This window comes from Flavobacterium sp. LM4 (assembly GCF_002017935.1).
GTDB classification, from domain to species: Bacteria; Bacteroidota; Bacteroidia; order Flavobacteriales; family Flavobacteriaceae; genus Flavobacterium; species Flavobacterium chungangense.
The window spans coordinates 237,377-263,197 of the sequence record NZ_MUFW01000004.1 but is presented as its reverse complement, the minus strand read 5'-3'; the positions used below and the strand labels follow the sequence as shown (position 1 = coordinate 263,197).

Below are 25,821 nucleotides of genomic sequence, written 5' to 3'. Positions count from 1 at the left end.
ATTGTTTTACTCTTGAGGTTTAGTATTAAAAAGGTAAATGGTTTTTAGAGTCTTTGTAAAACCTTCTAGGACTGTAAAATCTTTTGGTTTTCCATCATTTGAAGCAAGTGTAACAGGCTTTCTATTTGTAGGTTTTGCAGAAATACTCCCTAAATAAGTTCCTTTTAATCCAGAAAATTTTAGTTTTTGTGTGATAAAAAGACCTCTTCCATTTACTTTGTCAAAGCCATATTCAGTAATGACAATTGCTTCACAAGCCATTTTGAAAAGAATGTCTGCAGTCACTACTGTTTCTAAAGGCGAAAACTCAAAGAGTTTTTTACGAACACTACTTTCAAATGCAATAGTACCTGTTATTTTATTACTATAGCTGACGATGTTTTTTTGAGGTAAATTATTGAATTTATCTTTTAAAGTATACTGTTCTGTTAGACTATTGTATTGTATGTTTTTTTCAAAAGCTACTTCTCCAACCATGGTTAAAGTAAACTTAAAATCATTGTCTCCCATGTCAGACAAAATATCGTTTATTTTATCATTCTCCTTTTTCTTCTCTTCATCAGTTTCATTCTCTGTTGCTTTACTATAGAGAAGACTTTTCATCGTATACTTTTTTGTAAAGTCTATCGCCACAAGTGGATCAGCCTTAATATTGGCTTCATAAATGAGCGCCATTCTTCTGTCTGCCTGCATTTTGTAATACATTCCAGTATTTATAGCGATTGATGGAGGTACAAGCTCTGCTCCAATTTTATCAAGGTATTCTGATGCTTTTTTTATTTTTGCTGCAATTTTAACCACTCTTGCTTCTGCACTTCCTCCTCTTGTTATATAGAGCATGATTAAGTCTATCAATATCCCTATTGCTACCATTTCATAAATGATAAAGGCAACAATACGTCTGGTAGTCGTATCTGTTTTTATAAAGTCTAATTCTGTACTGCCTTTTAAGCTTAATTCTTCTCCAGTTTTTTCTATTTTTCGATCGTATATAGCATGTAGACCTGCATCATAAAATTCAGATTGAGTTTCCAGATATGCCAATAAAACCTTTGCACCAAGCCATTTTTCATGGAAAAAGCTCAAAATAAAACCTGCGATAGAGTTTTTAAGTTCATCTATTTCTTTACCGATTCCGTTCTTTAATTCTAAAGTTTTATCATGAAAAAAATAGGGGTCTTTGAAGGTTTCATCATCATCATCCCCCCAATTTCTGGTTTTATAATTGTACATAAAGTGACCAATCCATACAATATCAGGATACGCATTTATAGCGAAACTAGGGTATTTAATACCTGAATAATACGTACAGGAATGAAGATAATAGCTGTAAATGTTTCTGTAATTTTTTCCAAAATTAAAAGAATCCGTTATTTTCGGTACGGTAGGCAATCTGGAATTCAGTTTAACCTCAATTGAATTAGGTTTGTGTTCAATTAAATCATAAACAGCCGACTCCTTATAGCTGTCATACGATTTAATGCTATTGAGGTGTTCCTTCTTTTTATGACAGCCTTTTCTAATAAATCCGTCTATATTAATTTTTAACGCTGCCGGTTTTTTATAACTTGGTACTACAACATCGTACACAAGTGTTTGTGCGTTGTTTTCGAAAATCTTAAACCGCAGAGTGGTTCTTCTGTTTTCCTGGTGCTGCGCTTCAGACAGATTAGCTCCTGTGCGAACCGGTTTTGTTTTTCCGTAGCCTTTTCCAGAAATTAAATGGGAAGGAACTCCTTTTGAAATTAAATATTTAACTGCAGCATCTGCTCTTTTTGCAGACAAATCCAGATTGTATTCAGCTGTTCCTCTACTGTCTGTATGAGCACCGAGTTCTACAGGCAGAAAAGGCGGCTCTTTTAAATAATCCGCAATTTTATCTAAAACTGGTTTTGCATCATTACGGATGTCCCATTTATCGTAATCGTAATGTATTTGTTCTACAATATTAAAATTATCTTTAGGATCCATTTTACGGAGAAACTTTCCTTCATCAAAAAGTAAGTCAGTTTCATCCTGATAAGCGACTCCAATTTTTGTAAACTTGCAGGTGCCTGCATTTTTATCATATGTTTTTAACTTACCAACTTTTGCCTTGCTTAAACCAAGGTCTATTGTGGGCAAATCAAATTTATTTTCATCCTTCACACGTAAATAACGAGCATGATAAACATCATTATTATCGTCTTTTATGTATTTGTTTGTTGAAGGATCTTTTACTTTTATATAAAATTGTTCTGGATTGTCCCTATTTGTTATCTTGCCTTGCCAGGAAAGCGAATCTTTAATGATGATATTAACTTCACCATTATTTACAGGGATTTTACTATAAACTTTTATTAACTGATCGTCATTTGCACCCTCTCCTCGCTGAACTCTTCTGTATATTTCGATGATCAGATTATTTACTCCATTTAATCCTTCGGTAGTAAGATTAAGATAAAGTGGTTCTCCATAAGAAAACGGATGTGTTTTTCTTAAGTCTTCTCCCTGAGTTTCAGTCGCCCATGCACTGGAGATTATCTTAGGCTCACACAACCCGCTAATCAGTAAGCCTGCAGATTTTGAGTATGATGAATTTAGCAGACTTGTCTGGAGATAATAAGTAAAAGGGCCACAAAATTTTTTAGCCAATTTGATTCCGTAAATTTCATCGCCTTTTTTTGTCAATTTCAAAACACTTTTTCTTGGAGAATAGGTTTGAAAATGCCATAAAACAGTTCCTTTTTTCTCTTCTGCAGTGGTGCCATCATGCCATTCTGCTATTTTAAAGTAAACAAACTGGTCTGCTTTAATTTTAGCTCTAGGGTTTTTAACTGAAAAGTTACCAGCTATTTCACCCTTACCAGCCCATTCTATTTTTTTAATTCCTTTTGCCATAATTATATTTGTGATATACCGGTAAAATCAAATTTTGGTTGTATTAAATCATTCAGCCCTAATAACGGATTAATTTTATTCTGAACGTCAGGATTTGCATTTTTAAGATTTTGTTCTGATGGTTCTGCAATTTGTCCATGATCTAGTATTTCGATACAATCCGGAGTTCCCATTTTGCAGGTAGCTTTACTGTCTTCAAGTAAAATATTCCCACCATTGCTTAGTGTTACCTTATCGTAAAAGTTTTTCCACTCAGAAATATCTACTTTGCATGGATTGTAACTTCCACTGCCGTTTGGCTGCATTTTACAGGTTCCAAAAGTGTTTTTCTCTAAAGTTTGTCCAATATCTTTTGTAGTGGCTGTTAACTTTTCAGAACCATCTTTATCGTTTGTATAATGTTTCGATTGTGTTTTTACTTTTAAAACATCATTTTGTGATTCATTGCTGTACTTGCAGGTACAAGTCGCACCTTGTACGACAATATGTTTTTCGCTCATAATATTTAAATTTATCTTCCTGTTATTACTTCCAGAAATAACTTAAAAATGCTTGATTTTTTCTCTGTTATTTCTTCATCTAAAAATGAAAAATTTGAACTTAAGTTCAATTTGGCGTTTTCTTCTATATTTGAAATAACAACATTTAGTTTTTGAGGAATATCTAATTTAATTTCACACTCTAAATAAACGCTTTCCAGGACGTTGGTGTTCGGATCCAGAAAATAATACGCTGTATAGCTACCCTCTGCTTTTTCGGCATTGTTATCTTCTGAATCATCTTCAGGAAATAACAAATTGTTTTCAAAGTCATTTTTGCTTCTTAGATCTGAAAGTATACCGGTTTGCGTTATATTAATTAAATTATAAGCATCAAGAGTGGGTAAAATTGTCTGCTCAGCAGTAAATGACACATTTCCTGTTTTTTGAGATATAGGAAATTCTATCACCTGTTGAATGGTAAGGTTTTGGGTATATTCAATGTTTAGGCTGTTAAAAAAGACTTTTAAAAACCAATCTTTGGATAATGAATCAAAAATAATTTCATTATTTTGGAGCTTATCTTCAAATCTAAGCAGTGCTTCATGTAATATTTCTCCCTGAAAATCCTTAAGTACTTTGCGCTTTACCTTCTGCCAGCGTTTTCGGATATCTTCAAAATTATATATGGCAACTAATTCTCCTTTTGGATCAATAACTACTTGTAGGGGATAAAAGACTTTAGCCGTTTTCTCAGCTAATTCATCTGCCATTGTATCAGCCTCTTTTCCATCAACATATACTTGTGATATTCTATTAATTTCTATTAGCGAAAAATCATTTTTATCTTTATTTATAAACTTTACATTAATTTCTTCTTTTACTGTGTGCTGCTCTTCACCATTTTCCATGGTGTACATCGCTAAGTAATTATTGTTGAGTCCCTGAGGTGTAAATGGTAATTTGAAATTATTTGCAAAATGTACATTTTCACGATGCGTCGCTCTGGCGATTTTAGATTCTTCTGATTCAATTATCAGAAACTTCAAATGTGATTTAAAGTCCGCTTCGATTAAATCATCTAAGGGACATCGCATATTATGATAAGATCTCAAAGAATAAGAATCAACTTCTAATTGTTCTGCTACCTTTTTTAATGTATCACCTTCTTTTATTTTGTAAATTAAATGATCTTCATAAGTGAAATCAGGGATATATAACATGAGGCTAAATTTATTTTCGGGTTTTATTATATTTTTTTATTGATCAATCTTCCTAGCCATTTTTGTTTTCAAATCACTATTTTGAAGATTAATATCTGTTTATTTTTAAAATTGTAAGCAAAAAACCACAAAAAAGAATTAAAGCTTTAGTTTTTAAATCATATTAGTTTTACTTTTCGTACAATGTGCTTTTTTAAATATTAACAAGTTTAATAATACTTTTGAGTGTAAAAATTTTTGCGAATATATGTATTAATTTTTGAATCTTGTCTTGAAAAAATCGATAAAAAGTAAATTAATCCGCTGATAAGTAACTGAGAAGTGTTTAAAGGGTACAGGTAAACCCAACAACGCTTATTACGGACAGTATAGTTGGAGGAAATCCTATAGTAGAAATAGTCGACCACTTTGCTAATAACCGTAAATTTGCTGCGCTTTTGAAGGAAACTTAGGATTAGTAAAATTAATAATAGTGTCTTTTTATTTAGTAACAGATTTAGATAAAACAGCTACGAGTGTTTATCAATTAAAAACAAAAACAGAAAACAAATGTATTTGCATTATTATAATTTGTAAATACGTTTTTTTTCCTAAACAGTATTCTTCTAAAACATATTGCAAATTAGTTCAAAAACATTGACGCTATTAATTTAACTTTTTAATAATAGTAAAGTCAGTTTTTTAATCATAAACATGTTTGAATGATAAAATGTGATTTTAAATAGTAATTGTGTAATGTGTAAAAATAACCTGTTATTTTTTTGTACTTGGTAATTTTAAGTCTAAAAATATAGTTAATTACGATTTTGACCTCCTTTTTTTTCCAATTTACCCCTCTTTAAAAGTATGGATTAAACATTTCTTTGCAGTAATAGTAATAAAGTTATCAATTACTATGTAGTTATAAGTGTTTTTTTTACGATAAGTTTTTATCTGATTTAAAGAATTTGAGCACTCTTTAAATGTAGAAAGTAGAGTTAGTTTATCTTGTTACTTATCATACCCGCAGATTAATACCTGCGGGTTTAAAAAAAAATTAAATGCTGCCATAAGCAGGCAGAAACATAAATAAAAAAAAGAATCACTAACAAATTAACCAGACCAGATAATATGAAAACAATCAGTTAATCATTTGCCTGTTTTCCCAAAAAACAGTTAAAGCAAAATGCTAAAATTAACCTACAATTACAACCTACAATTAAGCTTTAAAAAGAAAACTTACTAAACGAACCTAACCTTAAAATTAAAGAAATGAAAAAAAATGTATTTTTATTTTTTCTTGCCCTTTTTGCTGTCCTTTTTACCGGATGTCAAAATAACGAATCAGATTTTCCAAGTTCTGATAACCCCACGGTAGTTGTATCAACAAAAGAAATTTATGGTGCACCAACCCGAAAATTTGAAATCAAAGCTGCTTTGGCAGATGATTTAGGACTAAAGAGTGTACACATTCAAATTCCTGAGCTGTCCCTTGATAAGGTGATTACTTTTGAAACTGATCCTTTACTTGAAACCTATAACCTGAGTTATTTTTTCGAGGTTCCTGCTGATAGAGGAACATCTGAAGCTTTTAAAATAAAACTGACAATAACTGATGTTTCAGGAAACGCTGTTGATGAAGAAATTAACCTGCGCTTAGACGGAGAATTTGCTGCTCCGGCAATAAGTATGCTTTCCCCAAATGAAGGAGCCGTTATTTTATTGTCGACCAGTAATATAATGCCGGTAAATTTTGTAGTTAATGATGATTCAGGTATCGATTATGTTCAGGTTAAGTGTGCTGCTCTTAATATTGATGAAACTGTTCAGTTACAGGGTTCTCCACAAACTTATACATTCAGCAAAGAATATGTCTTACCTGTTACTGCAGCAAATTATGTACTAACAATTACTGCTAAAGATAAATTTGCTATTCCTAATACAGGATCATTAAATATCAATGTTGTGGCTACGAATGAGTATCCTGCCATTTATTTATGTGATCAGCCAAAAGGAACTAACCTTAAAACAGATGCAGCTGGTGTTCCTATGTATTTCCATGAGAAAAACGGACAGAATTTTGAATTCAAATATTATGCTGATAAAGACAATAAAGAAATTTATTTCTTAGGACAGGAATCTGACTTTGCCCCACATTGTTTTGGATTAGATGGTTCAGGAAACATCGTTGATGCCGCTTCTTCAGCACCAATTATTTTACCTACCAAAGGATATTACAACATAAAAATGAATCCAAATACAATGGCTTATACAGTTACTAAGTATACACCTTCAAGTAAAGTTTGGGCAGATATTGCTAACGGATCATGGAATGATGATGAAGCGCTAAGAAAAACTTTTGTGAGTGTTTGTGGTGAAGGTGTTAAAGACGCTAACTGGGATACATGGAACGCGTGGGTTATGGGAAGTTTACACCTGGCTAATAATCCGGATAATCCATACCAATTAGTTGGAGAGATTACACTTACAGGATCAACTATGAAAATTACTTTCACAGGGCAGTGGTGGAATCCACAGTGGAGATTGATTAATAATGGTATTGCCACTATGTCTCCAGGAGAAAATGGTAATGGTGCATACACAGCAGCTCCGGGTGTTTACAAAGTTATTGTTGATACCGAGTTGGAAAGAGCCTTTATAACAAAAAAATAATTTGTTATAGGCTTTGTTATAACATTAATAAATAAAATAGCTAAATATGAAATTTAAATATATATGGTTTTTTATTGCCTTATTATGCAGTGCTGCATCATTTGCGCAAGTAACAATCAAAGGAACTGTAAAGGATAAAGCCAATGTGCCGATTCCCGGGGTTAATGTAATTGTTAAAGGAACTTCTAACTCAACAGCAACTGATTTTGATGGTAAATATTCGATTTCTGTTCCTAATGCAAACACTCAGATCGAATTTTCTTTCATAGGTTTTACATCTAAAGTCGTTGTTGCGGGAGATAAAACTACTCTTGATGTTACTTTAGAAGAATCTAGTCAGGTTTTGGATGAGATTGTAGTGGTAGGTTACGCATCTGTAAAAAAGAGCGATGTAACGAGTTCAATTTCTTCTGTAAAAGGAAAAGAACTTCAGACTATGACTGTTGGTAACGTGACCGAATCTTTGCAGGGAAAAGTAGCCGGTGTTCAGATTACCGGACAAGGTGGTCCGGGAGCACAGCCAAGGGTATTGATTCGTGGTATTTCAACTCTTAATCTTGGTACAGATCCGCTTTATGTCGTTGACGGTATTCCGATGGGAACCAGTATCAACTTTTTGAGTAATAACGAAATTGAGTCTATGGAGGTTTTAAAAGATGCTTCAGCAAGTGCTATTTACGGTTCGAGAGCATCTAATGGAGTTATTCTTATTACTACAAAAAAAGGTAAATCAGGAAAAACAAGATTTACTTTTGACCTGAGTTCAGGTATGCAGATGATGGAGAATCCATACGATATGGCAAATGCTGAAGGATATGCTAACATTATGAATACGGCTTATAATAATTCGGGTTATTCAGATTATTTACCAAATGCTTCCCAGTACAGAGGAAAAACAACAGACTGGTGGGGTGCAGGAATCAGAAAAAGTTCTCCGGTAACAAATGCTTCTTTAGGAGCTTCGGGAGGTTCAGACAAACACACGTATGCAGTTAGTTTAAACTATTACAATACAGAATCAATGTATGAAATAGGAGGATGGGAAAGAATCACAATGAGAATCAATAATGATTTCAAATTCTCAGATAAATTCTCAGCAGGAATCACTTTAAATCCTCGTTATGAAAGTTGGGGAGGTCCTAATAACTGGGCTGATTTTGTTAAAATCGATCCTATTACCCCAATTTACAAACCGGCAGATCAGTTAACCGGATTAGAAAACGAATACAGTATTTATGCACGTTCTCCTTCGTATGTATGGAATCCCGTTGCTGCTGTAAAAAGATATGACGATTATACAGACCAGTATAATTTAAACACAAATGGTTATTTGCAATATACGCCTATAAAAGGTTTGGTAATTCGTACGCAGGCTTCTATCGAAGTCGGTAATAAAGTACAAAGTATATTCAAACCGGATTTTATTATTGATGCAGCTCATGAAAAAGCAGAAATTAATAGCGTTGAGAGAAGAGCGACTACAAATCATGACTGGACATGGCAAAGTACTGCAACGTATTCAAGAAAATTTGCAGAGAAACACAATGCATCGCTGATGATTGGTACTACAATGGAAGAGTATAACGGTAATGATGTCTGGGGCTATGGAGAAGGTGTGCCGAATAACTCAGAATCTATGAGAGAAGTAAATGCGGCTACTAAAAACCGTGACAGCGAAGGTAATAGCTGGTCCAGTTCTATAATGTCATATATTTCTCGTTTTTCTTACAACTACGACAGCAAATATTATTTTACAGGAACTTTCAGACGTGACGGTTCATCAAAGTTCATGGCAAATAATAAATGGGCCAATTTCCCGTCTGCTTCAGCTTCATGGAGAATTTCTAATGAAGGCTTTATGGAAAGTACTAAAGAAGTTATAAGTGATCTTAGATTAAGAGCAGGTTGGGGTAAAGTAGGTAATCAAGGGCTGCCGGCTTCAGTTTATCAGTCTAATATCGGACAAGGTTACTACGTAATTGGAGGTGAAATGGTAGATACTTCTTATCCTTCATCCATGGCAAACAAGGATATCAAATGGGAAACTGTCGAGGATATCAATTTTGGAATTGATTTTAGTTTGTGGCAAAATAAATTTTCCGGTTCGTTAGAATACTATCAAAAGAAAACAAATGATATGTTGTTCAAGAAGCAATTTCCAACATACAGTGGTTTTCCGGGATATGCAACAATCTGGACAAATGTAGGTGCTATGCAGTCCAGCGGTATAGATTTATTGCTTTCGTATAAAAATAAAAAAGGAGATTTCTCATACGGTGCAGACCTGACTTTTACAACGGTAAATGTTGAAATGCTTTCTTTATCAACTGAAGGAGAAAGATTGTATGGTGCAGGAAACAGAACTTTGACAGTTAAAGGTGATGTACCGGGGTACTTTTACGGATATGTAGCAGATGGTTTATTCCAGAATCAAACTGAATTGAATGCTCACACAGATGAACACGGTAATAAATTACAGCCTTATGCAAAAGCAGGTGATATTCGCTTCAAAGATTTGAATGGAGACGGAAAATTAGATGATAAAGACAGAACAAAAATTGGTTCTCCCTGGGCAGATTACAATGTGGGTTTGAATTTAAATTTCGCCTACAAACAATTTGATTTGGTAGCTAATTTCTATTCAAGCATCGGAAATGATATCGTAAACGAAAACATTAAAGATTTATACAATGGTACAAGCTTAACAAACAAAGTAAGCGGATTAGATCAAATGGCATGGCACGGAGAAGGAACTTCTAATTATGTCCCTCGTTTGTCTAAAGATGACAACAATGAAAACTTTAGTAAATTTTCTTCTTTTTATGTAGAAGATGGGTCATTTGTCCGTATGAAGAACATTCAGTTAGGATATACATTCCAGAATAAATTTGGTTTGGACAAGTTGAGAATATCGTTGTCAGGACAGAACTTATGGACATGGACCAACTATTCAGGTGTTGATCCTGAAGTTGCAGGAGGAGATCCTAAAAAAGACGACGGAGTTAAAGGATCAGGTTTTGGCGGTTGGAACTATCCGGTTCAGCCAACCATTTTGATGGGTCTTAATGTAGCATTTTAATAATAGAAAACATGAAAAAAATAATTTTATCAATACTAGCTTTTTCAATGTTTGCAGTTTCCTGTGAGGATTTTATTGAAAAAGAAGAAAGAGGAACACAGACACTGGACAACTACTTTCAGACAGCGCAGGAATGTGAAAACTATACTAATGAATTAACGCAGAGATTACTGCTTTCTAAAGACTGGTATACATTACTTGCTCCAAGATTAGTAAACGAAACTGCTACTGATGATGCCTGGATGGGAAACACAGGACAGGATAATAGTGCGTTTAGACCAGGGGCTCAGTATGTTATCACTCCGGACAATATGGGAGGTTTAAATAGTCTTTATACGGCTCATTATTATACCATTCAATCAGCAAATATTGGTTTGGAAAAAATGGCTGTTTCGCCAATTACGGACACTCAGAAAAACCAATATATGGGAGAATCTTTGTTTGTTCGTGCCTATTGCTATTATGAATTGGTAAACTTTTTCGGGGCAGTACCTTTGTATACAAAATCTTTGGGAACCAGTGATTTAAAACTGGAGCGCAGTCCGGCAACAGCAGTTTATGCACAAATAGAAGCCGACTTAAAAGAATCTGCAGCAAAGCTGGAAGGAATCCCGGTAGCCAGAAACGGAAGAATAAACAAATGGGCTGCTTATGCTTTATTGGCTCGTGTTTCCTTATTTCAGGAAAAATGGGCTGATGCAAAATTATATTCCAATAAGGTAATAACTGAGGGCCCTTACACCCTGGAAGAAAATTTTCTGGACATCTGGAATGTAAACAATCATAACGGAAAAGAATCTATTTTAGAAGCTCAGTCTTCCTCTATACAAAACGAAGCTTTGGGTTCTATGCTGCCAACTTTTTCGGGAGCAAGAGGAGAGGACAAGAAAAACTTCCCTAGTAATGATGCAAAAGATGTTATTGATGGTTGGGGATGGTGCATGCCAACCAGTGATTTAGAGAATGCTTATCTTTCTGAAAATGATGTGATCCGCCGCAGAAGTACTATTACAAAATGGGGAGAAGCTGCTTATGGAGATGAGGTTTTAAATCCGACTCATAAATTCAGTTTAAATGATAATAAATCAGGACGTATCTGCCGTAAATATTATATTCCAATCGCTACACGCCGTACATTAGATAAAAAAGACGGGCACTTACCATTAAATGTTCCATTAATCCGTCTTGCTGAAATGTATTTAACAAGAGCAGAAGCAAGTTACCATACAAGCGGAGATGCTTTGGCGGATATTAATATCATCAGAGACCGTGTCGATCTGGACCCTAAAACAGGAATATCAGGGCCAACGCTTTTAAATCAAATCTATAAAGAGCGTCGTCTGGAACTGGCTTTTGAAGGATTACGTCTGTTTGATATCCGTCGTGAAAAAGATCCAACAACAGGAAAAAGAGTAATAGAAACTTTGATGGGCCCAAACGGTACTTTTGTAAAATACAATTTAAGTTCTACAGATCCTTATGAAACAACAAATACAAAAGAATCTCAGGATAAGGGGATTAATTTTGATCCTTCAAAACATTTACTTTGGCCAATACCGCAAATCGAGAGAGATTTAAGTGGAGGTGTAATTACTCAAAACCCTAATTATTAAGATGACATTATATAAAAATAATAAAGTAAGTCTGCTGTGTGCAGGCTTGCTTTTCGCCAGTTCTCTTTTTGTGAGCTGTGATTCTGATAAAAACGAAAATTCTGATTCTGATAATGCTGTTGCAGAACTAAAAATTAATCTGGATGCTAATCTTCAAACCATGGAAAGTTTTGGTGCTTCTGATGCCTGGCAGTGTAATTTTATTGGAAAAAACTGGCCTTCGGATAAAAAAAACAAAATGGCCGATTTGCTTTTCAGCAAAGAGTTTGATGCTGAAGGAAATCCAAAAGGTATCGGTTTGTCATTATGGCGTTTTAATTTGGGTGCAGGAAGTGCAGAACAGGGCGATGCCAGCGATATTGGTGATGAATGGAGACGTACAGAATGTTTCACTACAAACGGAGTAAACTATGATATGACCAAACAAGCCGGTCAGGTTTGGTTCATGAAAGCTGCAAGAGAACGTGGAGTAGATAAATTATTGGCTTTTTCAAACAGTGCCCCGGTTTATTTGACTCAAAACGGAAAAGCGCATGCAAGTATCAAAGAATATTACAATCTGAAAGAAGGAAAAATGTCTGAACTGGCTGATTTCTGGGTAACATCTTTAGATAAATTAAAATCAGAGCACGGATTAACAATCGATTATTTGAGTCCTTTCAACGAACCGCAATACGAATGGGATGGTTCAGGTCAGGAAGGGTCACCTGCTACAAATGGAAATATTTACAGTTTTGTTAATGTTTTATCTCCAAAATTACAATCTAAAGGACTAAGTTCTCAGATTGTAGTAGGAGAAGGAGGTTCTTATGAGCCTTTATACAAAACAATTTCAGGTAAAGAAAACAGATCGAACCAGATCGATTATTTTTTTGCTTCTAATTCTTCCAAAAACATTGCAGGTTTAAGCAACGTTAAGAAAACCATTTCTGCACATAGTTACTGGCAGGCATGGCCTTTAAGAGAGTTAGTAAATTCAAGAGAATTAGCTGCTGTAAGAGCGCAGTCTGTTGGAGGATTGAGTCTTTGGTCTACAGAATATTGTGTTTTAGAAAGCCCAGGAACGGCTGAATTGCCAGGTGGCGCAGGTCCGGGAAGGGATTTAGGAATGCCGTTGGCACTTTGGACAGCGCGTATTATCAGTACTGATATTGCTGTTGGTGGCGTAACTTCATGGCAATGGTGGACAGCTATTAGCCGTGGAGATTACAAAGACGGATTAATTCACGTTGATAATGGTTCAAGCAATGGAGCCGGTGATGCAAATTATTGTAAAAATGATGGATTTATCCGGGATTCAAAAACACTTTGGGCTTTAGGAAACTTTTCTTTCTTCGTAAAACCGGGAATGGTAAGAGTTCAGGTTCCAAGTGTAGATAGCGCAAAAGCTGTAAACGATGTGATGGTTACAGCTTATAAAGATGTTGCATCCAAAAAACTGGTAATTGTTGCAGTGAACATCAGTAAAGCAGCAAAAACATACAAATTTAACCTTTCAGGAGGTGTGTTAACAGATAATAAATTAACACCTTACACAACTTCTGAAACCTTGAGTCTTAAAAAAGGAACAGCTGTTGAAGCTACGAATTTAGAAATTCCTGCAAGATCAGTTGTGACTTATACAGGAACGTACAAATAGAGGTTCTAAGGGACTCAGTTGCTAAGGAATTAAGGTTTTGAAAAGTTGTGAATAACCACAATCTTGTCATCTCGACGAAGGAGAGATCTCTACAAGTAGCTCCACAAAGATTGAGTACTTGTATTACGGAGTTTCTTGTGGAGATTTCTCTTTCCTCGAAATGACAAACGAAGCGGATAATAAGATTGCGTCAATAAGAAAAACAATAATTAATGAAAAAAATATATATCTCGCTTTTAGTAGTAATGAGTTCGCTGTCTTATGGACAGCGAACCATAACTATCAGGACAGATAATGTGGTACAGATCATGGATGGTTTTGGAGGTTCGGATGCCTGGAGAACACAATTCGTTGGTAAAAACTGGCCGGAGCAGAAAAAAAATGGAATTGCAGATTTGTTGTTCAGCAAAGAAATTGATGCAGAAGGAAACCCAAAAGGAATCGGACTTTCGATCTGGCGTTTTAATCTCGGAGCAGGAAGTACAGAACAAGGCGAAAACAGCAAAGTTTCTGACGAATGGAGAAGAAGCGAATGTTTCCTCAATGCAGATGGAACCTACGATTTTTCAAAACAGGAAGGGCAGAGATGGTTTTTGCAGGCAGCTAAAAAAAGGGGAGTCGAAAAATTCCTGATATTCACCAACAGTCCGCCGGTTCACATGACGCACAACGGATTATCTTTTTCTTCACAAAAGAATAAACTGAATCTAAAAGATGGTGCAATTCCAAAATTTGCCGATTTTTTAGTTCAAAGTATTCAGGGACTGGAGAAAAATGAAGGTATAAAATTCGATTATGTCAGCCCATTAAATGAACCGCAGTGGGAGTGGATGCCAAAAAGCGGTGACACCAACAGTCAGGAAGGTACTCCGGCTACAAATCAGGAGATATACGAGGTAACGAAAGCACTTTCTGAGAAGCTGAAAGCCAAAAAAATGAGTACAGAAATTGTAGTTGCCGAAGCAGCACAAATCGATTATTTGTATGGAAATGTAAATGCAGAAAATCGCGATAATCAGATTGATTATTTCTTTGGAAAAACAAAAACGAATATTTCTAAATTTTCGAATGTTAAAAATGTTATTTTAGGCCACAGTTATTTTACAACCTGGCCGGTTGAAAAACAGGTTTTAAGCCGAAAATTAATTGCGGCAGGAGTAAAACAGAAACCGGGTTTAAAGTATTGGCAGTCTGAGTACTGCATTTTGGAGAACCCGGGTGAAGCTGAAATTCCGGGAGGTTCAGGCGGAGGAAGAGATTTAGGAATTCAGACAGCTTTGTTCGTAGCGAGGTTAATTCATAATGATATTGCACTTGCAAATGCTGCTTCATGGCAGTGGTGGACATCCATTACCCGTGCTGATTACAAAGACGGTCTTGTTTATCTCGATGATGGAAAAAGCACAGGTTCAACAGCACCGGATTATGTTCGAAATGATGGAGAATTTCACGATTCAAAATTGCTTTGGGCTTTAGGGAATTACTCTTTGTTTGTACGTCCGGGAATGCTGAGAGTTGATGTTCCGGATCAAAATGAACTTGATGCTGCAAATGATGTGATGCTCACAGCTTACAAGGATGTTCAAAACAAAAAACTGATTGTAGTAGCAGTGAACTGTGGAAAGTCAGCTCAGCAATACAAGTTTGATTTATCAAAAGGAACAGTAAAAAGCAATGAATTTACACCTTACACAACTTCTGATACTTTCAATTTAAAAAAAGGAACAGTTCAGAAAGTGAATAATCTGGAAATTCCGGCAAAATCAGTAGTAACGTTTGTTGGAGAATTACAATATTAAAAATATTTCAGGTTTCAGGTTTGATAACGAGCTTGAAACCTGAACCTGAGAAACCGAAGCAAAATACTAATTAACAAATTAAGGAAAGCTTAGAAACTTAGATTCTTAGCATCTTAGAACCTTTTGAAAAATGTTTACAAAAAAAATCTTATTACCCGTATTGCTCTTCTCGTGTCTGTCAGCGACCAGCCAGATTTCGTTTGGAGATTCTAAAAAAATTAATGATAACTGGAAATTCAATCTTCAGGAAACTCCGGATGCAAAAAACACAGCTTTTGACGACAGCAAATGGCAAAAAATAAATGTGCCACATGACTGGAGTGTAAAAGGCCAGTTGAGCCCAACACTGGCAAGCTGTACCGGATATTTACCGGGAGGAATTGCCTGGTACAGAAAATCAATCAATATTCCACAGAGCAAATCTGGCGAAAAAGTATATTTATACTTTGAAGGCGTTTACAACCGAAGCGAAGTTTTCATCAACGGACATTCATTAGGAAAACGTCCAAACGGTTATATTTCTTTTGCTTATGATGCAACACCATTCGTAAAATATGGTGGCGAAAATACGATTTCAGTTCGTGTAGATCACAGTCAAAGTGCCGATTCAAGATGGTACACCGGTTCTGGAATTTACAGAAATGTATGGGTAGTGTATGCTAATCCGGTTCATATTGCACAATGGGGAGTTTACGCTTATCCGGAAGTGAATAAAGGTAACGGAACTTTGAATGTTGAGGTTGAGGTAGAAAACGGTTCTAAAGCAAAATCAAGTCTTACTGTTGTGAATGAATTGATTTCGAAAGATGGAAAATCAGTTGCTAAATCTTCTTCTAAAGTTGATGTGGCGGCCAATCAGAACGGAAAGATTTCGACTAAATTAAATATCAAAAATCCACAATTATGGGATTTGGAGAATCCGAATTTGTATCAGTTAAAAACAACGGTTTTAAAAGACGGAAAGCAAATCGATGAAACGGTTACCAAAACAGGTTTCAGAAAATTCACTTTCGATTCAAATAATGGTTTTGCATTAAATGACAAATGGATGAAAATGAAAGGGGTTTGTTTACATCATGATGCCGGAGTTTTGGGTTCAGCAGTTCCTCGTGAAGTTTGGAAAACCAGATTGCAAACGCTGAAGGAAATTGGTGTAAACGCAATCCGTACGAGCCATAATCCGCAGGCTCCTGAATTTTATGAACTTTGCGACGAATTAGGATTATTGGTATTAAACGAAGCGTATGACGAGTGGGAATTCCCTAAGCGTAAATGGCTGGAAGGCTGGAATTACGGAACTCCTGGATTCGAAGGAATGTTTGATATTTTTGCCGACTGGGCAGAAAAAGATCTGGAAGATTTTGTACTCCGCGACAGAAACCATTTATCAGTATTTGGATGGAGTATCGGTAACGAAGTAGATTATCCTAACGATCCGTATTCTCACCCTGTTTTGGATAAAGGGAAAGAAGGTTTCGGACAGGCAAATTACGGAGGTTATAAAAAAGATGCTCCAGACGCCATGCGTTTAGGAGCAATTGCAAAACGTTTGGTTGCAGCCGTTAAAAAATACGATAAATCACGTCCGACAACGGCTGGATTAGCCGGAGTTGCGATGTCTAATGAAACAGAATATCCTGGAGCTTTGGACATTACAGGATACAATTATACAGAAAGCAAATACCAGTCGGATCACGAAAAATATCCAAACAGAGTCATTTTCGGAAGTGAAAATGTGCATGACATGGAGCCTTGGTTAGCTGTAAAAAACAACAGACATATTTTTGGGCAGTTTTTATGGACAGGAATTGATTATTTAGGTGAATCAGGAAGATGGCCTTCAAGAGGATTCTATTCAGGACTGGTTGATTTTGCCGGAGTAATCAAACCAAGAGGCTATTTCCGTCAGTCATTATGGTCAGATAAACCAATGTCTTACATCGGAACTTATCCTTTAAAAAATGAAAAAGATATTTCTAAAGATGCCTGGGCAATCTGGAACTACGAAGCAGGACAAAAAATCCGTGTGGTTTGTTATACTAATGCTGCAAAAGCTCGTTTGGAATTAAACGGAAAAGTAGTAGGCGAAACCAAATTGTACGACGAAAAAACCGGAATCATTTACTGGGATATTCCTTTTGCTTCGGGAAAATTAGAAGCTGTTGGATTGGATAAAGACGATAAAGAAGAAAGCCATTACGCAATTACAACAGCACAGCAGCCTGTTGAATTGACTATTGCAGATAAAAATATCACAATCAGTAAAGACAGAGGTGTTGCTAAAATAATGGTTCAGGTTAAAGATCAAAACGGTCTTCCGGTTATGCTTTCAGACAATGAAGTAACTTGTACCATTAGTGGTCCGGGAGTTTTATTAGGACTTGAGGCAGGAAACAACAGCGACATGACAGATTATACAGATAACGTTCAGAGGGTATATCACGGTCATATTGCTGCATATATTGAAGCAACCGGAGAAGCACAGCCTATCAAAGTTACTTTTACAAGCCAATGGTTGAAACCGGTTGAAATTACTGTGAATGTAAGATAATTTAGTTAGTTTATTTTAATTTGAGTTAAACCTGTCTGCATTTCGGTATTCGCAGGCAGGTTTTTTGTTATAATGAAGAAAAGTTTATTATATTTGAAGTGTACTATCAACACTTATTTTTTTTACTGATATGAAAATAAAAAGCATAATAATATTTAGTTTAGGAATTTTTTTAACATCATTTTTTTCAAATGCTCAAAAAGCAGTTTTTAAAAAAGATGAATTTAAGCAATGGGCACAAACGCCTCCAATGGGCTGGAACAGCTGGGATTGTTATGGTCCAACGGTAGAAGAACACGAAGTAAAAGCCAATGCCGATTATATGGCAAAAGAGCTGAAAAAATATGGTTGGGAGTACGTAGTGGTTGATATCAGATGGTTTGTAGAAAATGACAAAGCAGGAGGGTACAACCAAAAAGATCCACGTTATGTAATCGATCCATATGGAAGATATTTGCCTGCTGTAAACCGTTTTCCTTCCGCTAAAGATGGTCAGGGATTCAAACCGTTGGCAGATTACATCCACAAAAAAGGATTGAAATTCGGAATTCACATTATGCGTGGAATTCCTAAAAAAGCGGTTGAAGAAAAAATGCAAATAAAAGGAGCAAATGGAGTTACAGCCGACCAGATTTACACCACAGCCTTACAGTGCGAATGGTTAAAAGATAATTATACTGTTTTAGCAGACAAACCGGGAGCACAGGAGTATTATGATTCTATTTTTGAATTATACGCACAATGGGGAGTAGATTTTATTAAAATTGACGACCTGTCAAGACCGTATCACGAAGGTGAAATCAATTTGATCAGAAATGCAATCGATAAATGCGGACGTAAAATCGTATTGAGTACATCACCTGGAGAAACACCAATTTCAGCAGCTGCACACGTAACGACTCACGCGAATATGTGGCGTATGGTCGACGACGTTTGGGATACCTGGCCACACATTACACATTTGATGGATATTGCTCAAAAATGGTATCCGCATATTGCTCCGGGAACATGGCCTGATTGTGATATGATTCCGTTAGGACGTATTTCAGTTAGGGGAGAACGTGGAGAAGACAGAATGACGCGTTTGACAAAAGACGAACAATATACACTGATTACATTCTTTAATATTTTTAAATCGCCTTTGTTTTTTGGTGGTGATTTACCAAGTAACGATGCCTTTACTTTATCATTGCTAACGAATAAAGAAGTGGTGAAAATGCACAATGAAAGTACTGATGTAAAACAGCTTTTCCACAAAGACGGAAAAATTGCCGTAACTTCAAAAAATCCAAAGGACGGAAGCGTATATCTGGCATTGTTTAATATTTCAGATACAGATTCTCAAAACGTTTCAATAAGTCTTTCAGATCTTGGAATAGCGGGTTTTGCCGGAGGAATAAACATGTGGACAGGTGAGAAACTGAATGTTTCTTCCAAAGAAGTTTCCATAACCTTAAAACCTCACAGCTCTGTTCTTTACAAACTAAAAAGCAAAAAATAATGAAGAAGTTTTTACAGCAGCATTTTTTTGGTCTGGCAGTACTTTTTGTAATTGTCTTTTTATCCTCTGGCTTTAGTTTCAAATCCAAAGCAGACAAACCGGATAAAGTATATCTTTTTGCCTATTCGACTTTAAAAAATAACGGTAAAAACGGACTTCATTTTGCATGGAGCACCGATCAGAAAAACTGGTTTGGGATTGGTCCTGAACACAGCTTTTTAAAATCAGATTACGGAAGCTGGGGACCAACAGGAAAAAGTATGTCTGAAGCTTTTTTAATAAAGGATGATAACGGAATTTTTCATTGTTTTTGGAGTGTGAAAGACGATGTTTTAGCACAAGCTTCAAGCAAAGACCTGATTAACTGGAAGAGTCAGCGTTATATTCAGGCAATGAAGAATATAACTAAAAAACTGGACGAGAAACCGGTTATTCAAAATATAACTGTAGGTAAAAAAGACGGTCAGTATGGTATTCATTGGGTTTCAGATAATACTAAGTATTACAATACGACCAAAGATTTTGTAAATTATACTGAAACGAAAGAAGATACAGACAATGCCCCTAAATTAACTGAAATTACGGTACAAGGCGACATTCAAAAAGGGACTATCACAATAGTTGACTGGAGTGTTGTCGAAATGCTCATCAGAACAATGGAATCTGTAAAATTCAGAGATAAGAAGGATAATACTTCGCCCAAAAGTGACAGCCTAATGTTGGCGGGTTTAAAACCTGTAACTGCTCAAATCAATATAAATGGCAGTGACGTTAAAAAAATCAGCAACATGCTTACGGGTGTTTTCTTCGAGGACATCAATTACGCAGCCGATGGCGGTTTGTATGGAGAAATGATTCAAAACCGTGATTTTGAATATGCCGTTAGCGATAAAAAAGGAAGAGACGAAAAGTGGAATGCCACTATGGCGTGGGATGGAGATTTTAAAATTTCTAAGGAAAATCCAATTCATGCCAATAATCCAAATTATGCAGTTCTTATAAAAAGTAGTGTCAGTAATACCGGTTTTGATGGAATTGCTTTGAAAGCCAATGAAAAATATGATTTTAGTGTTTTTGCAAAAGGGGTAAAACTTACCGTTAAATTAAAAAGTTCTGCAGGAGAAACTCTGGCAGAAACAATTGTAATCCCAACGGCTTCATGGAAAAAATTAACAGGTGTTCTAAAATCATCAAAAACAGTAACCGATGCACATTTAGAAATTAGTACAGCCGGAGAAACTGCTGTTGATATGGTGTCGCTTTTCCCTCAAAAAACATTCAGAAATCGTAAAAATGGTCTTCGTGCAGACTTAGCAGAAGCTATTGCAGGAATGAATCCAAAGTTTGTACGTTTTCCGGGAGGCTGTGTAGCGCATGGAGACGGAATTCATAATATTTACAAATGGAAGAATACGATTGGTCCTTTAGAAAGCCGTATTCCTGCCCGAAACATATGGAACTACCACCAGTCAATGGGATTAGGGTATTTTGAATATTTTCAGTTTTGTGAGGATCTAGGAGCCCAGGCCGTTCCAGTTTTGGCTGCAGGCGTTCCTTGTCAGAATTCATCTGATGGAGGAGCCGGACAGCAATTCGGAATCCCGATGGAAGATATGGACGAATATGTTCAGGATGTTCTGGATCTAATCGAATATGCCAATGGAAGCGTGAATACTATCTGGGGTAAAAAACGTGCAGAAGCCGGTCATCCGAAACCATTTAATTTAAAATATGTAGGTATTGGTAATGAAGATCTGATCAGTGATGTTTTCGAAGAACGTTACCGAATGATTGTAAAAGCAGTTCAGCAAAAACACCCTGAAATTATTATTATTGGTACAGTTGGACCCTTTTTTGAAGGATCAGATTACAATGAAGGCTGGGCAATTGCAAACGATTTGAAACTGCCAATGGTTGATGAACATTATTATCAAAGCCCGGGCTGGTTCATCAATAATCAGAACTTTTATGACAGCTATGACCGCTCAAAATCCAAAGTATATCTGGGCGAATATGCTTCACGAGGTAATGAATTTTATAATGCCCTTTCAGAAGCTTTATACCTTACTGGAATCGAACGAAACGGAGATGTGGTAACAATGGCTTCATATGCACCTTTACTGGCCCGCGAAAAACATACCCAGTGGAATCCCGATCTAATTTATTTTAACGGTCATGAAGTAAAGCCTACAGTAAACTATTTTGTACAACAGCTTTACGGACAGAACCCGGGTGATTTTTACCTTCAGAATACCGTAAAATTATCTGATGCGAATGACGAAGTTAACAAACGTATTGGCTTTTCCGCAGTGCAGGACAAGACAACAGGCGATTTGATTATAAAACTGGTAAATGTACTTCCGGTTTCCGTAGCACCTTCGATTACAGTAGCTAATCTGGGAACAGCAGAGAATGCAAGTTATACCTTATTATCAGGAAATCCTGAAAAAACGACTGCCAGACCTGTAACTCAACAGATAACTGCAAAAGAAGCATTTTCAAAAGAACTGCCTCCTTACTCATTTGCCGTAATACGTATAAAAGTAAATGAGAAAGTACTTTTAAATGAAACTTTTTAAATTTTGATATACTCGATTTTTTATTTAAACTCAACAGAATAATGAAAAGAACACAATTTAGCCTTGTATTATTTTTAGCGATTTTTAATCTTTTACAGGCCCAGAATATTCCGGCAGGAACACCTCCTGTTATTGCCGGCAAGGATTTAACCGCTTATTTATTTGTATATTTTACAGGAAATAGCATCGAAGAAGAAGCAGTTCGTTATGCCGTAAGTGCCGATGGGTATCATTACCATAACCTTAACAGCGATAAACCGGTTATAGACAGTAAGGTAATCAGCTCGACAGGAGGAGTGCGTGATCCCCATATTTTGCGTGGCGACGACGGCAAAACATTTTATATGGTGCTGACTGATATGACTTCTTCAAAAGGATGGGACAGCAACCGTGCCATGGTTTTGCTAAAAAGTACTGATCTTGTAAACTGGAAAACCAGTATCGTGAATATTCAGAAAGCATTTCCGGGCAATGAAAACCTGAAACGTGTTTGGGCACCTCAGACGATTTACGATGCCAAAGCCGGTAAATATTTGATTTACTTCAGCATGCAGCACGGAAATAATGCAGATAAAATCTACTACGCTTACGCAAATAAAGATTTCACAGCGCTTGAAAGCGAGCCAAAATTATTATTCATTCCAAAATCTGAAAAAGCCTGTATTGACGGAGATATTATCGAAAAGAACGGTGTGTATCATCTTTTTTACAAAACTGAAACCGAAAATCCGGGAATCAAAGTGGCTACCACAACCGATCTGACTTCAGGAAAATGGACAGAAAACGACAATTACCTCCAGCAGACCAAAGAGTCCGTTGAAGGTTCCAGTGTTTTTAAACTAAACAATTCGGACGATTATATTCTGATGTATGACGTTTACAAAAAAGGAAAATATCAGTTTACAAAAAGCACCGATTTAGAAAATTTCAAAGCAATTGACGATGAAATTTCAATGGATTTCAAACCACGTCACGGAACTATTTTGCCAATCACCCGTTCTGAATTGAAAAGGCTTTTTGCAAAATGGGGAACTCCTGCAAAATTTCCAAAAATAAATAACAACCCGGTTTTACAAGGATATTATGCCGATCCTGATATTTTATATTCAAACAAAACCAAAAAATATTACATCTACCCAACCAGCGATGGTTTTGATGGCTGGTCAGGCAAATATTTCAAAACTTTTTCATCAGAAAATTTGATAGACTGGAAAGACGAAGGCGTTATTTTAGATCTTCCAAAAGATGTAAGCTGGGCCAACAGAAATGCCTGGGCACCTTGTATCGTAGAGAAAAAGGTAAAAGGAAAATACAAATATTTCTATTATTTCACCGCAGCGCAAAAAATTGGTGTTGCCGTTTCAGACAATCCGGCAGGACCGTTCAAAGACAGCGGAAGAGCCTTGGTAGCAACCAAACCTGAAGGAGCAAAAGGCGGCCAGGAAATCGATCCGGATGTTTTTACAGATCCTAAAACCGGCAAAAGTTATTTGTACTGGGGTAACGGATACATGGCTGTAGCCGAATTGAATGACGATATGATTTCATTCAAAGGCGATATAAAATTGATTAAAGTAGACAAAACGTTCCGTGAAGGAACCTACGTGATTTACAGAAAAGGAACTTACTATTTTATGTGGAGCGAAGACGATACCAGAAGTCCAAATTACAAAGTACGATACGGAACTTCAAAATCACCTCTGGGACCAATTGAAATTCCGGAAAACAACATCGTAATTCAAGGAATCTCGGATCAGGGAATCTATGCAACAGGTCATAATTCGGTTTTACAAATTCCAAACAAAGACGAATGGTATATCACGTACCACCGATTTTCGTACCCAACCGGAATAAAAATGGGAGAGGCCGGAGGTTTCCACCGCGAAGTCTGCATTGATAAATTAGAATTCAATCCGGATGGAACCATTAAACAGGCAACCCCAACACATACAGGAATACAGACAATTAAGTAATACCTATTATTTCGTTGTAAAAAGCTGCTCTACTTTGCCCCGGAGCAGCTTTTTTTGTTTTATAAATTTTGAGTTTTAGATTTAGGAGCAGGGCTAGGGCTTTTAGGTTTCATAAGAGCTTTTTGCATTAATAACCGTTTGATGAAATCAAAAAGGACTGTCAGTTGAATGGAGTCGAAGCTCTTACTGATTTAAAAGATACTTAACGAATTATCAAAGTTTTTCCTATATTCGCTGAAATGAATAATAGTGATAAAATCACACATATCTGACCAAACACGCTAGCTATGTGTGATTTTGTCACACATATAAACAAGTTATGCGTCAGTTTAGTAGAAACCGGAAAATGAGTAAAAAATAATTCTATGCAGAAATGAGAATATTGAAAATTGTAATCAGAATTAGTTTGGTAGTTTTAATCTTTTTATCTGCATTTATGTGGTTAATCATAAATGGATCAAGTCATAATATAAAAACTGAAATGAAAATTGCCCCATTAATATTCATTGCGCTTTTTTTGTTTCTTTTATTCACAACGAAATATATAAAGCAAAAAGAAAATTGAAAAATTTATGAATAAAATTAAACTAATTTATTTCTCACTAGTTGTAATTTCAATACTCGGAATTTTGGTTGCGCCATATGGAATAGTAAACACAATGGTTAGTTTAAAATATGAAACCGAAAACATTCAAGATTGTGTTTCAAATGTTAGTGGAAAAAATCTTTGTGACACAATAAGAAATTTAAAAATAATCTTTGTTTTTTGTCTTCTGCTTTTAGTTTGCTTAATTTATTTCAGAAAGAAAATACTTAAACGAAAATCGAACAAAGAAGATTAAAAATTATAGTAACCGAAAAGAAAACCGAACGCATAACAGCCGTTTGGCGAGATTGGGGTTTTAGGCTTAATGTAAAGTTGGTCTTGTATTTGGAAAATTTATGCTTTACAAAGTAAAGGCCAAGCGCCAGAACGTTAGTGGATATTTTACTGCAGAATCAAGAATAACTCTATGAAAAAGAATATTATAATTGCATTATTATTTATAAGTCAATATTCAAATGCCCAATTTGATGGTAATTGGTTTACTTTTAGAATCGAAGATATATCTTTCAATACTATAACTAAAGACAAATTGATAACTGGGAGAATTGGTAATTACAATTCTAAGAAAGAATACATTGCTAGAGTTGATACTTTGAAAATCACAAAGCGCATTGTAAAAAATGACTCGATCTTATACATAATAACAAATCCAGAGACTAATAATTCAAAAAAAAATCAAATACATAAATTTGTTTACCATAAAAAGTCTAATACTCTTTCTACGTTTTTTTTTGATACTTTAAAGAAATTTCAGGAATTACAATCTAATACAGAAAATTTGGAAATTAAAGATATTGAGAAATTTATAAGTGAAGACAATTCAAATATCAGTTATCTAACTTATTATCGAAAAGAAACAATCGATACTTATATAAGTTATCCGAAGTTAATTGAGCAACCAACTGATAAAATTATAAAATTATACGAGAATCTCAGTTTGGTTTATATAGCTCTACATTCAAAAACTGAAGAAGAAATGTTTCCATATTTTCTTCTAAAAGGAATGTCGAAAAGTGTTATTCAAGTTCCTGCATATTTAGAATTAAAAATCAATCCATTGGTAAGCGCGGAAAATTACGATGAAATTCTAATTCGTGAGAAATTTATAAATAATAAAAGTGTAATTGATGCATTAGAGAAGTTTCAAAGCTCAATTAGATAAAAAAACATGCGCCAACTTCTATAACGGATTTGGGTAATAGGCATAATGGGAAGTTGGTTTTGTATTTGGGATTGATTATGCAAA

The 25,821-nt window shown here is 35.6% G+C and carries 13 protein-coding genes; 10 read left to right on the top strand and 3 right to left on the bottom strand.

The window, feature by feature from the left end; all coding sequences use genetic code 11:
• Window positions 1-6: 6 nt before the first annotated feature.
• From BXU10_RS20980 to BXU10_RS20970, 3 genes are read right to left on the bottom strand one after another with little or no spacing between them, the layout of a single operon-like run.
• Window positions 7-2,880, bottom strand: a complete 2,874-nt coding sequence (locus tag BXU10_RS20980; RefSeq protein ID WP_078229447.1) for an OmpA family protein — start codon at window positions 2,878-2,880, stop codon at window positions 7-9.
• A gap of 2 nt (window positions 2,881-2,882) precedes the next feature.
• Window positions 2,883-3,380 (bottom strand): DUF4280 domain-containing protein, encoded by a 498-nt coding sequence (locus BXU10_RS20975; RefSeq protein WP_078229446.1) that lies wholly within the window; start codon window positions 3,378-3,380, stop codon window positions 2,883-2,885.
• 11 nt (window positions 3,381-3,391) lie between these two features.
• Window positions 3,392-4,582: a hypothetical protein gene (locus BXU10_RS20970; protein ID WP_078229445.1), complete on the bottom strand. Its 1,191-nt coding sequence runs from the start codon at window positions 4,580-4,582 to the stop codon at window positions 3,392-3,394.
• A gap of 1,251 nt (window positions 4,583-5,833) precedes the next feature.
• Between BXU10_RS20970 and BXU10_RS20965 the strand changes: the two genes are divergently transcribed.
• The 10 genes from BXU10_RS20965 (at window position 5,834) to BXU10_RS20915 (ending at window position 25,737) form a co-directional block, all read left to right on the top strand.
• Entirely contained in the window at window positions 5,834-7,234 is a 1,401-nt protein-coding gene (locus tag BXU10_RS20965) for a hypothetical protein (protein WP_078229444.1), read from the top strand.
• A 46-nt stretch (window positions 7,235-7,280) separates the two neighbouring features.
• Complete coding sequence (locus BXU10_RS20960) at window positions 7,281-10,313, top strand: TonB-dependent receptor (protein ID WP_078229443.1); 3,033 nt, start codon at window positions 7,281-7,283, stop codon at window positions 10,311-10,313.
• Window positions 10,314-10,324: 11 nt separating this feature from the next.
• The gene (locus BXU10_RS20955; protein ID WP_078229442.1) at window positions 10,325-11,926 is read left to right on the top strand and encodes a RagB/SusD family nutrient uptake outer membrane protein; all 1,602 of its coding nucleotides are present in this window, start codon (window positions 10,325-10,327) and stop codon (window positions 11,924-11,926) included.
• 1 nt (window position 11,927) lies between these two features.
• Window positions 11,928-13,565 (top strand): glycoside hydrolase, encoded by a 1,638-nt coding sequence (locus tag BXU10_RS20950; RefSeq protein WP_078229441.1) that lies wholly within the window; start codon window positions 11,928-11,930, stop codon window positions 13,563-13,565.
• A 212-nt stretch (window positions 13,566-13,777) separates the two neighbouring features.
• Window positions 13,778-15,364 (top strand): glycoside hydrolase, encoded by a 1,587-nt coding sequence (locus BXU10_RS20945; RefSeq protein ID WP_078229440.1) that lies wholly within the window; start codon window positions 13,778-13,780, stop codon window positions 15,362-15,364.
• Between the two features lie 130 nt (window positions 15,365-15,494).
• Window positions 15,495-17,915 (top strand): sugar-binding domain-containing protein, encoded by a 2,421-nt coding sequence (locus BXU10_RS20940; RefSeq protein WP_078229439.1) that lies wholly within the window; start codon window positions 15,495-15,497, stop codon window positions 17,913-17,915.
• A gap of 130 nt (window positions 17,916-18,045) precedes the next feature.
• Window positions 18,046-19,416, top strand: coding sequence for a glycoside hydrolase family 27 protein (locus tag BXU10_RS20935; protein ID WP_078229438.1), 1,371 nt, complete (start codon window positions 18,046-18,048; stop codon window positions 19,414-19,416).
• The gene (locus BXU10_RS20930; protein WP_078229437.1) at window positions 19,416-21,995 is read left to right on the top strand and encodes an alpha-L-arabinofuranosidase C-terminal domain-containing protein; all 2,580 of its coding nucleotides are present in this window, start codon (window positions 19,416-19,418) and stop codon (window positions 21,993-21,995) included. Before BXU10_RS20935 ends, BXU10_RS20930 begins: the two co-directional genes overlap by 1 nt.
• Before the next feature lie 41 nt (window positions 21,996-22,036).
• Window positions 22,037-23,968, top strand: coding sequence for a family 43 glycosylhydrolase (locus BXU10_RS20925; protein ID WP_078229436.1), 1,932 nt, complete (start codon window positions 22,037-22,039; stop codon window positions 23,966-23,968).
• A gap of 1,013 nt (window positions 23,969-24,981) precedes the next feature.
• Window positions 24,982-25,737: a hypothetical protein gene (locus BXU10_RS20915; RefSeq protein ID WP_078229434.1), complete on the top strand. Its 756-nt coding sequence runs from the start codon at window positions 24,982-24,984 to the stop codon at window positions 25,735-25,737.
• Window positions 25,738-25,821 lie beyond the last annotated feature (84 nt).

Coding starts and splice junctions, on each gene's coding strand:
- BXU10_RS20970 (WP_078229445.1), bottom strand. CDS start 4,582: ATGTTATATATCCCTGATTTCACTTATGAAGATCATTTAATTTACAAA.
- BXU10_RS20945 (WP_078229440.1), top strand. CDS start 13,778: ATGAAAAAAATATATATCTCGCTTTTAGTAGTAATGAGTTCGCTGTCT.
- BXU10_RS20935 (WP_078229438.1), top strand. CDS start 18,046: ATGAAAATAAAAAGCATAATAATATTTAGTTTAGGAATTTTTTTAACA.
- BXU10_RS20965 (WP_078229444.1), top strand. CDS start 5,834: ATGAAAAAAAATGTATTTTTATTTTTTCTTGCCCTTTTTGCTGTCCTT.
- BXU10_RS20925 (WP_078229436.1), top strand. CDS start 22,037: ATGAAAAGAACACAATTTAGCCTTGTATTATTTTTAGCGATTTTTAAT.
- BXU10_RS20960 (WP_078229443.1), top strand. CDS start 7,281: ATGAAATTTAAATATATATGGTTTTTTATTGCCTTATTATGCAGTGCT.
- BXU10_RS20950 (WP_078229441.1), top strand. CDS start 11,928: ATGACATTATATAAAAATAATAAAGTAAGTCTGCTGTGTGCAGGCTTG.
- BXU10_RS20930 (WP_078229437.1), top strand. CDS start 19,416: ATGAAGAAGTTTTTACAGCAGCATTTTTTTGGTCTGGCAGTACTTTTT.
- BXU10_RS20955 (WP_078229442.1), top strand. CDS start 10,325: ATGAAAAAAATAATTTTATCAATACTAGCTTTTTCAATGTTTGCAGTT.
- BXU10_RS20975 (WP_078229446.1), bottom strand. CDS start 3,380: ATGAGCGAAAAACATATTGTCGTACAAGGTGCGACTTGTACCTGCAAG.
- BXU10_RS20940 (WP_078229439.1), top strand. CDS start 15,495: ATGTTTACAAAAAAAATCTTATTACCCGTATTGCTCTTCTCGTGTCTG.
- BXU10_RS20980 (WP_078229447.1), bottom strand. CDS start 2,880: ATGGCAAAAGGAATTAAAAAAATAGAATGGGCTGGTAAGGGTGAAATA.
- BXU10_RS20915 (WP_078229434.1), top strand. CDS start 24,982: ATGAAAAAGAATATTATAATTGCATTATTATTTATAAGTCAATATTCA.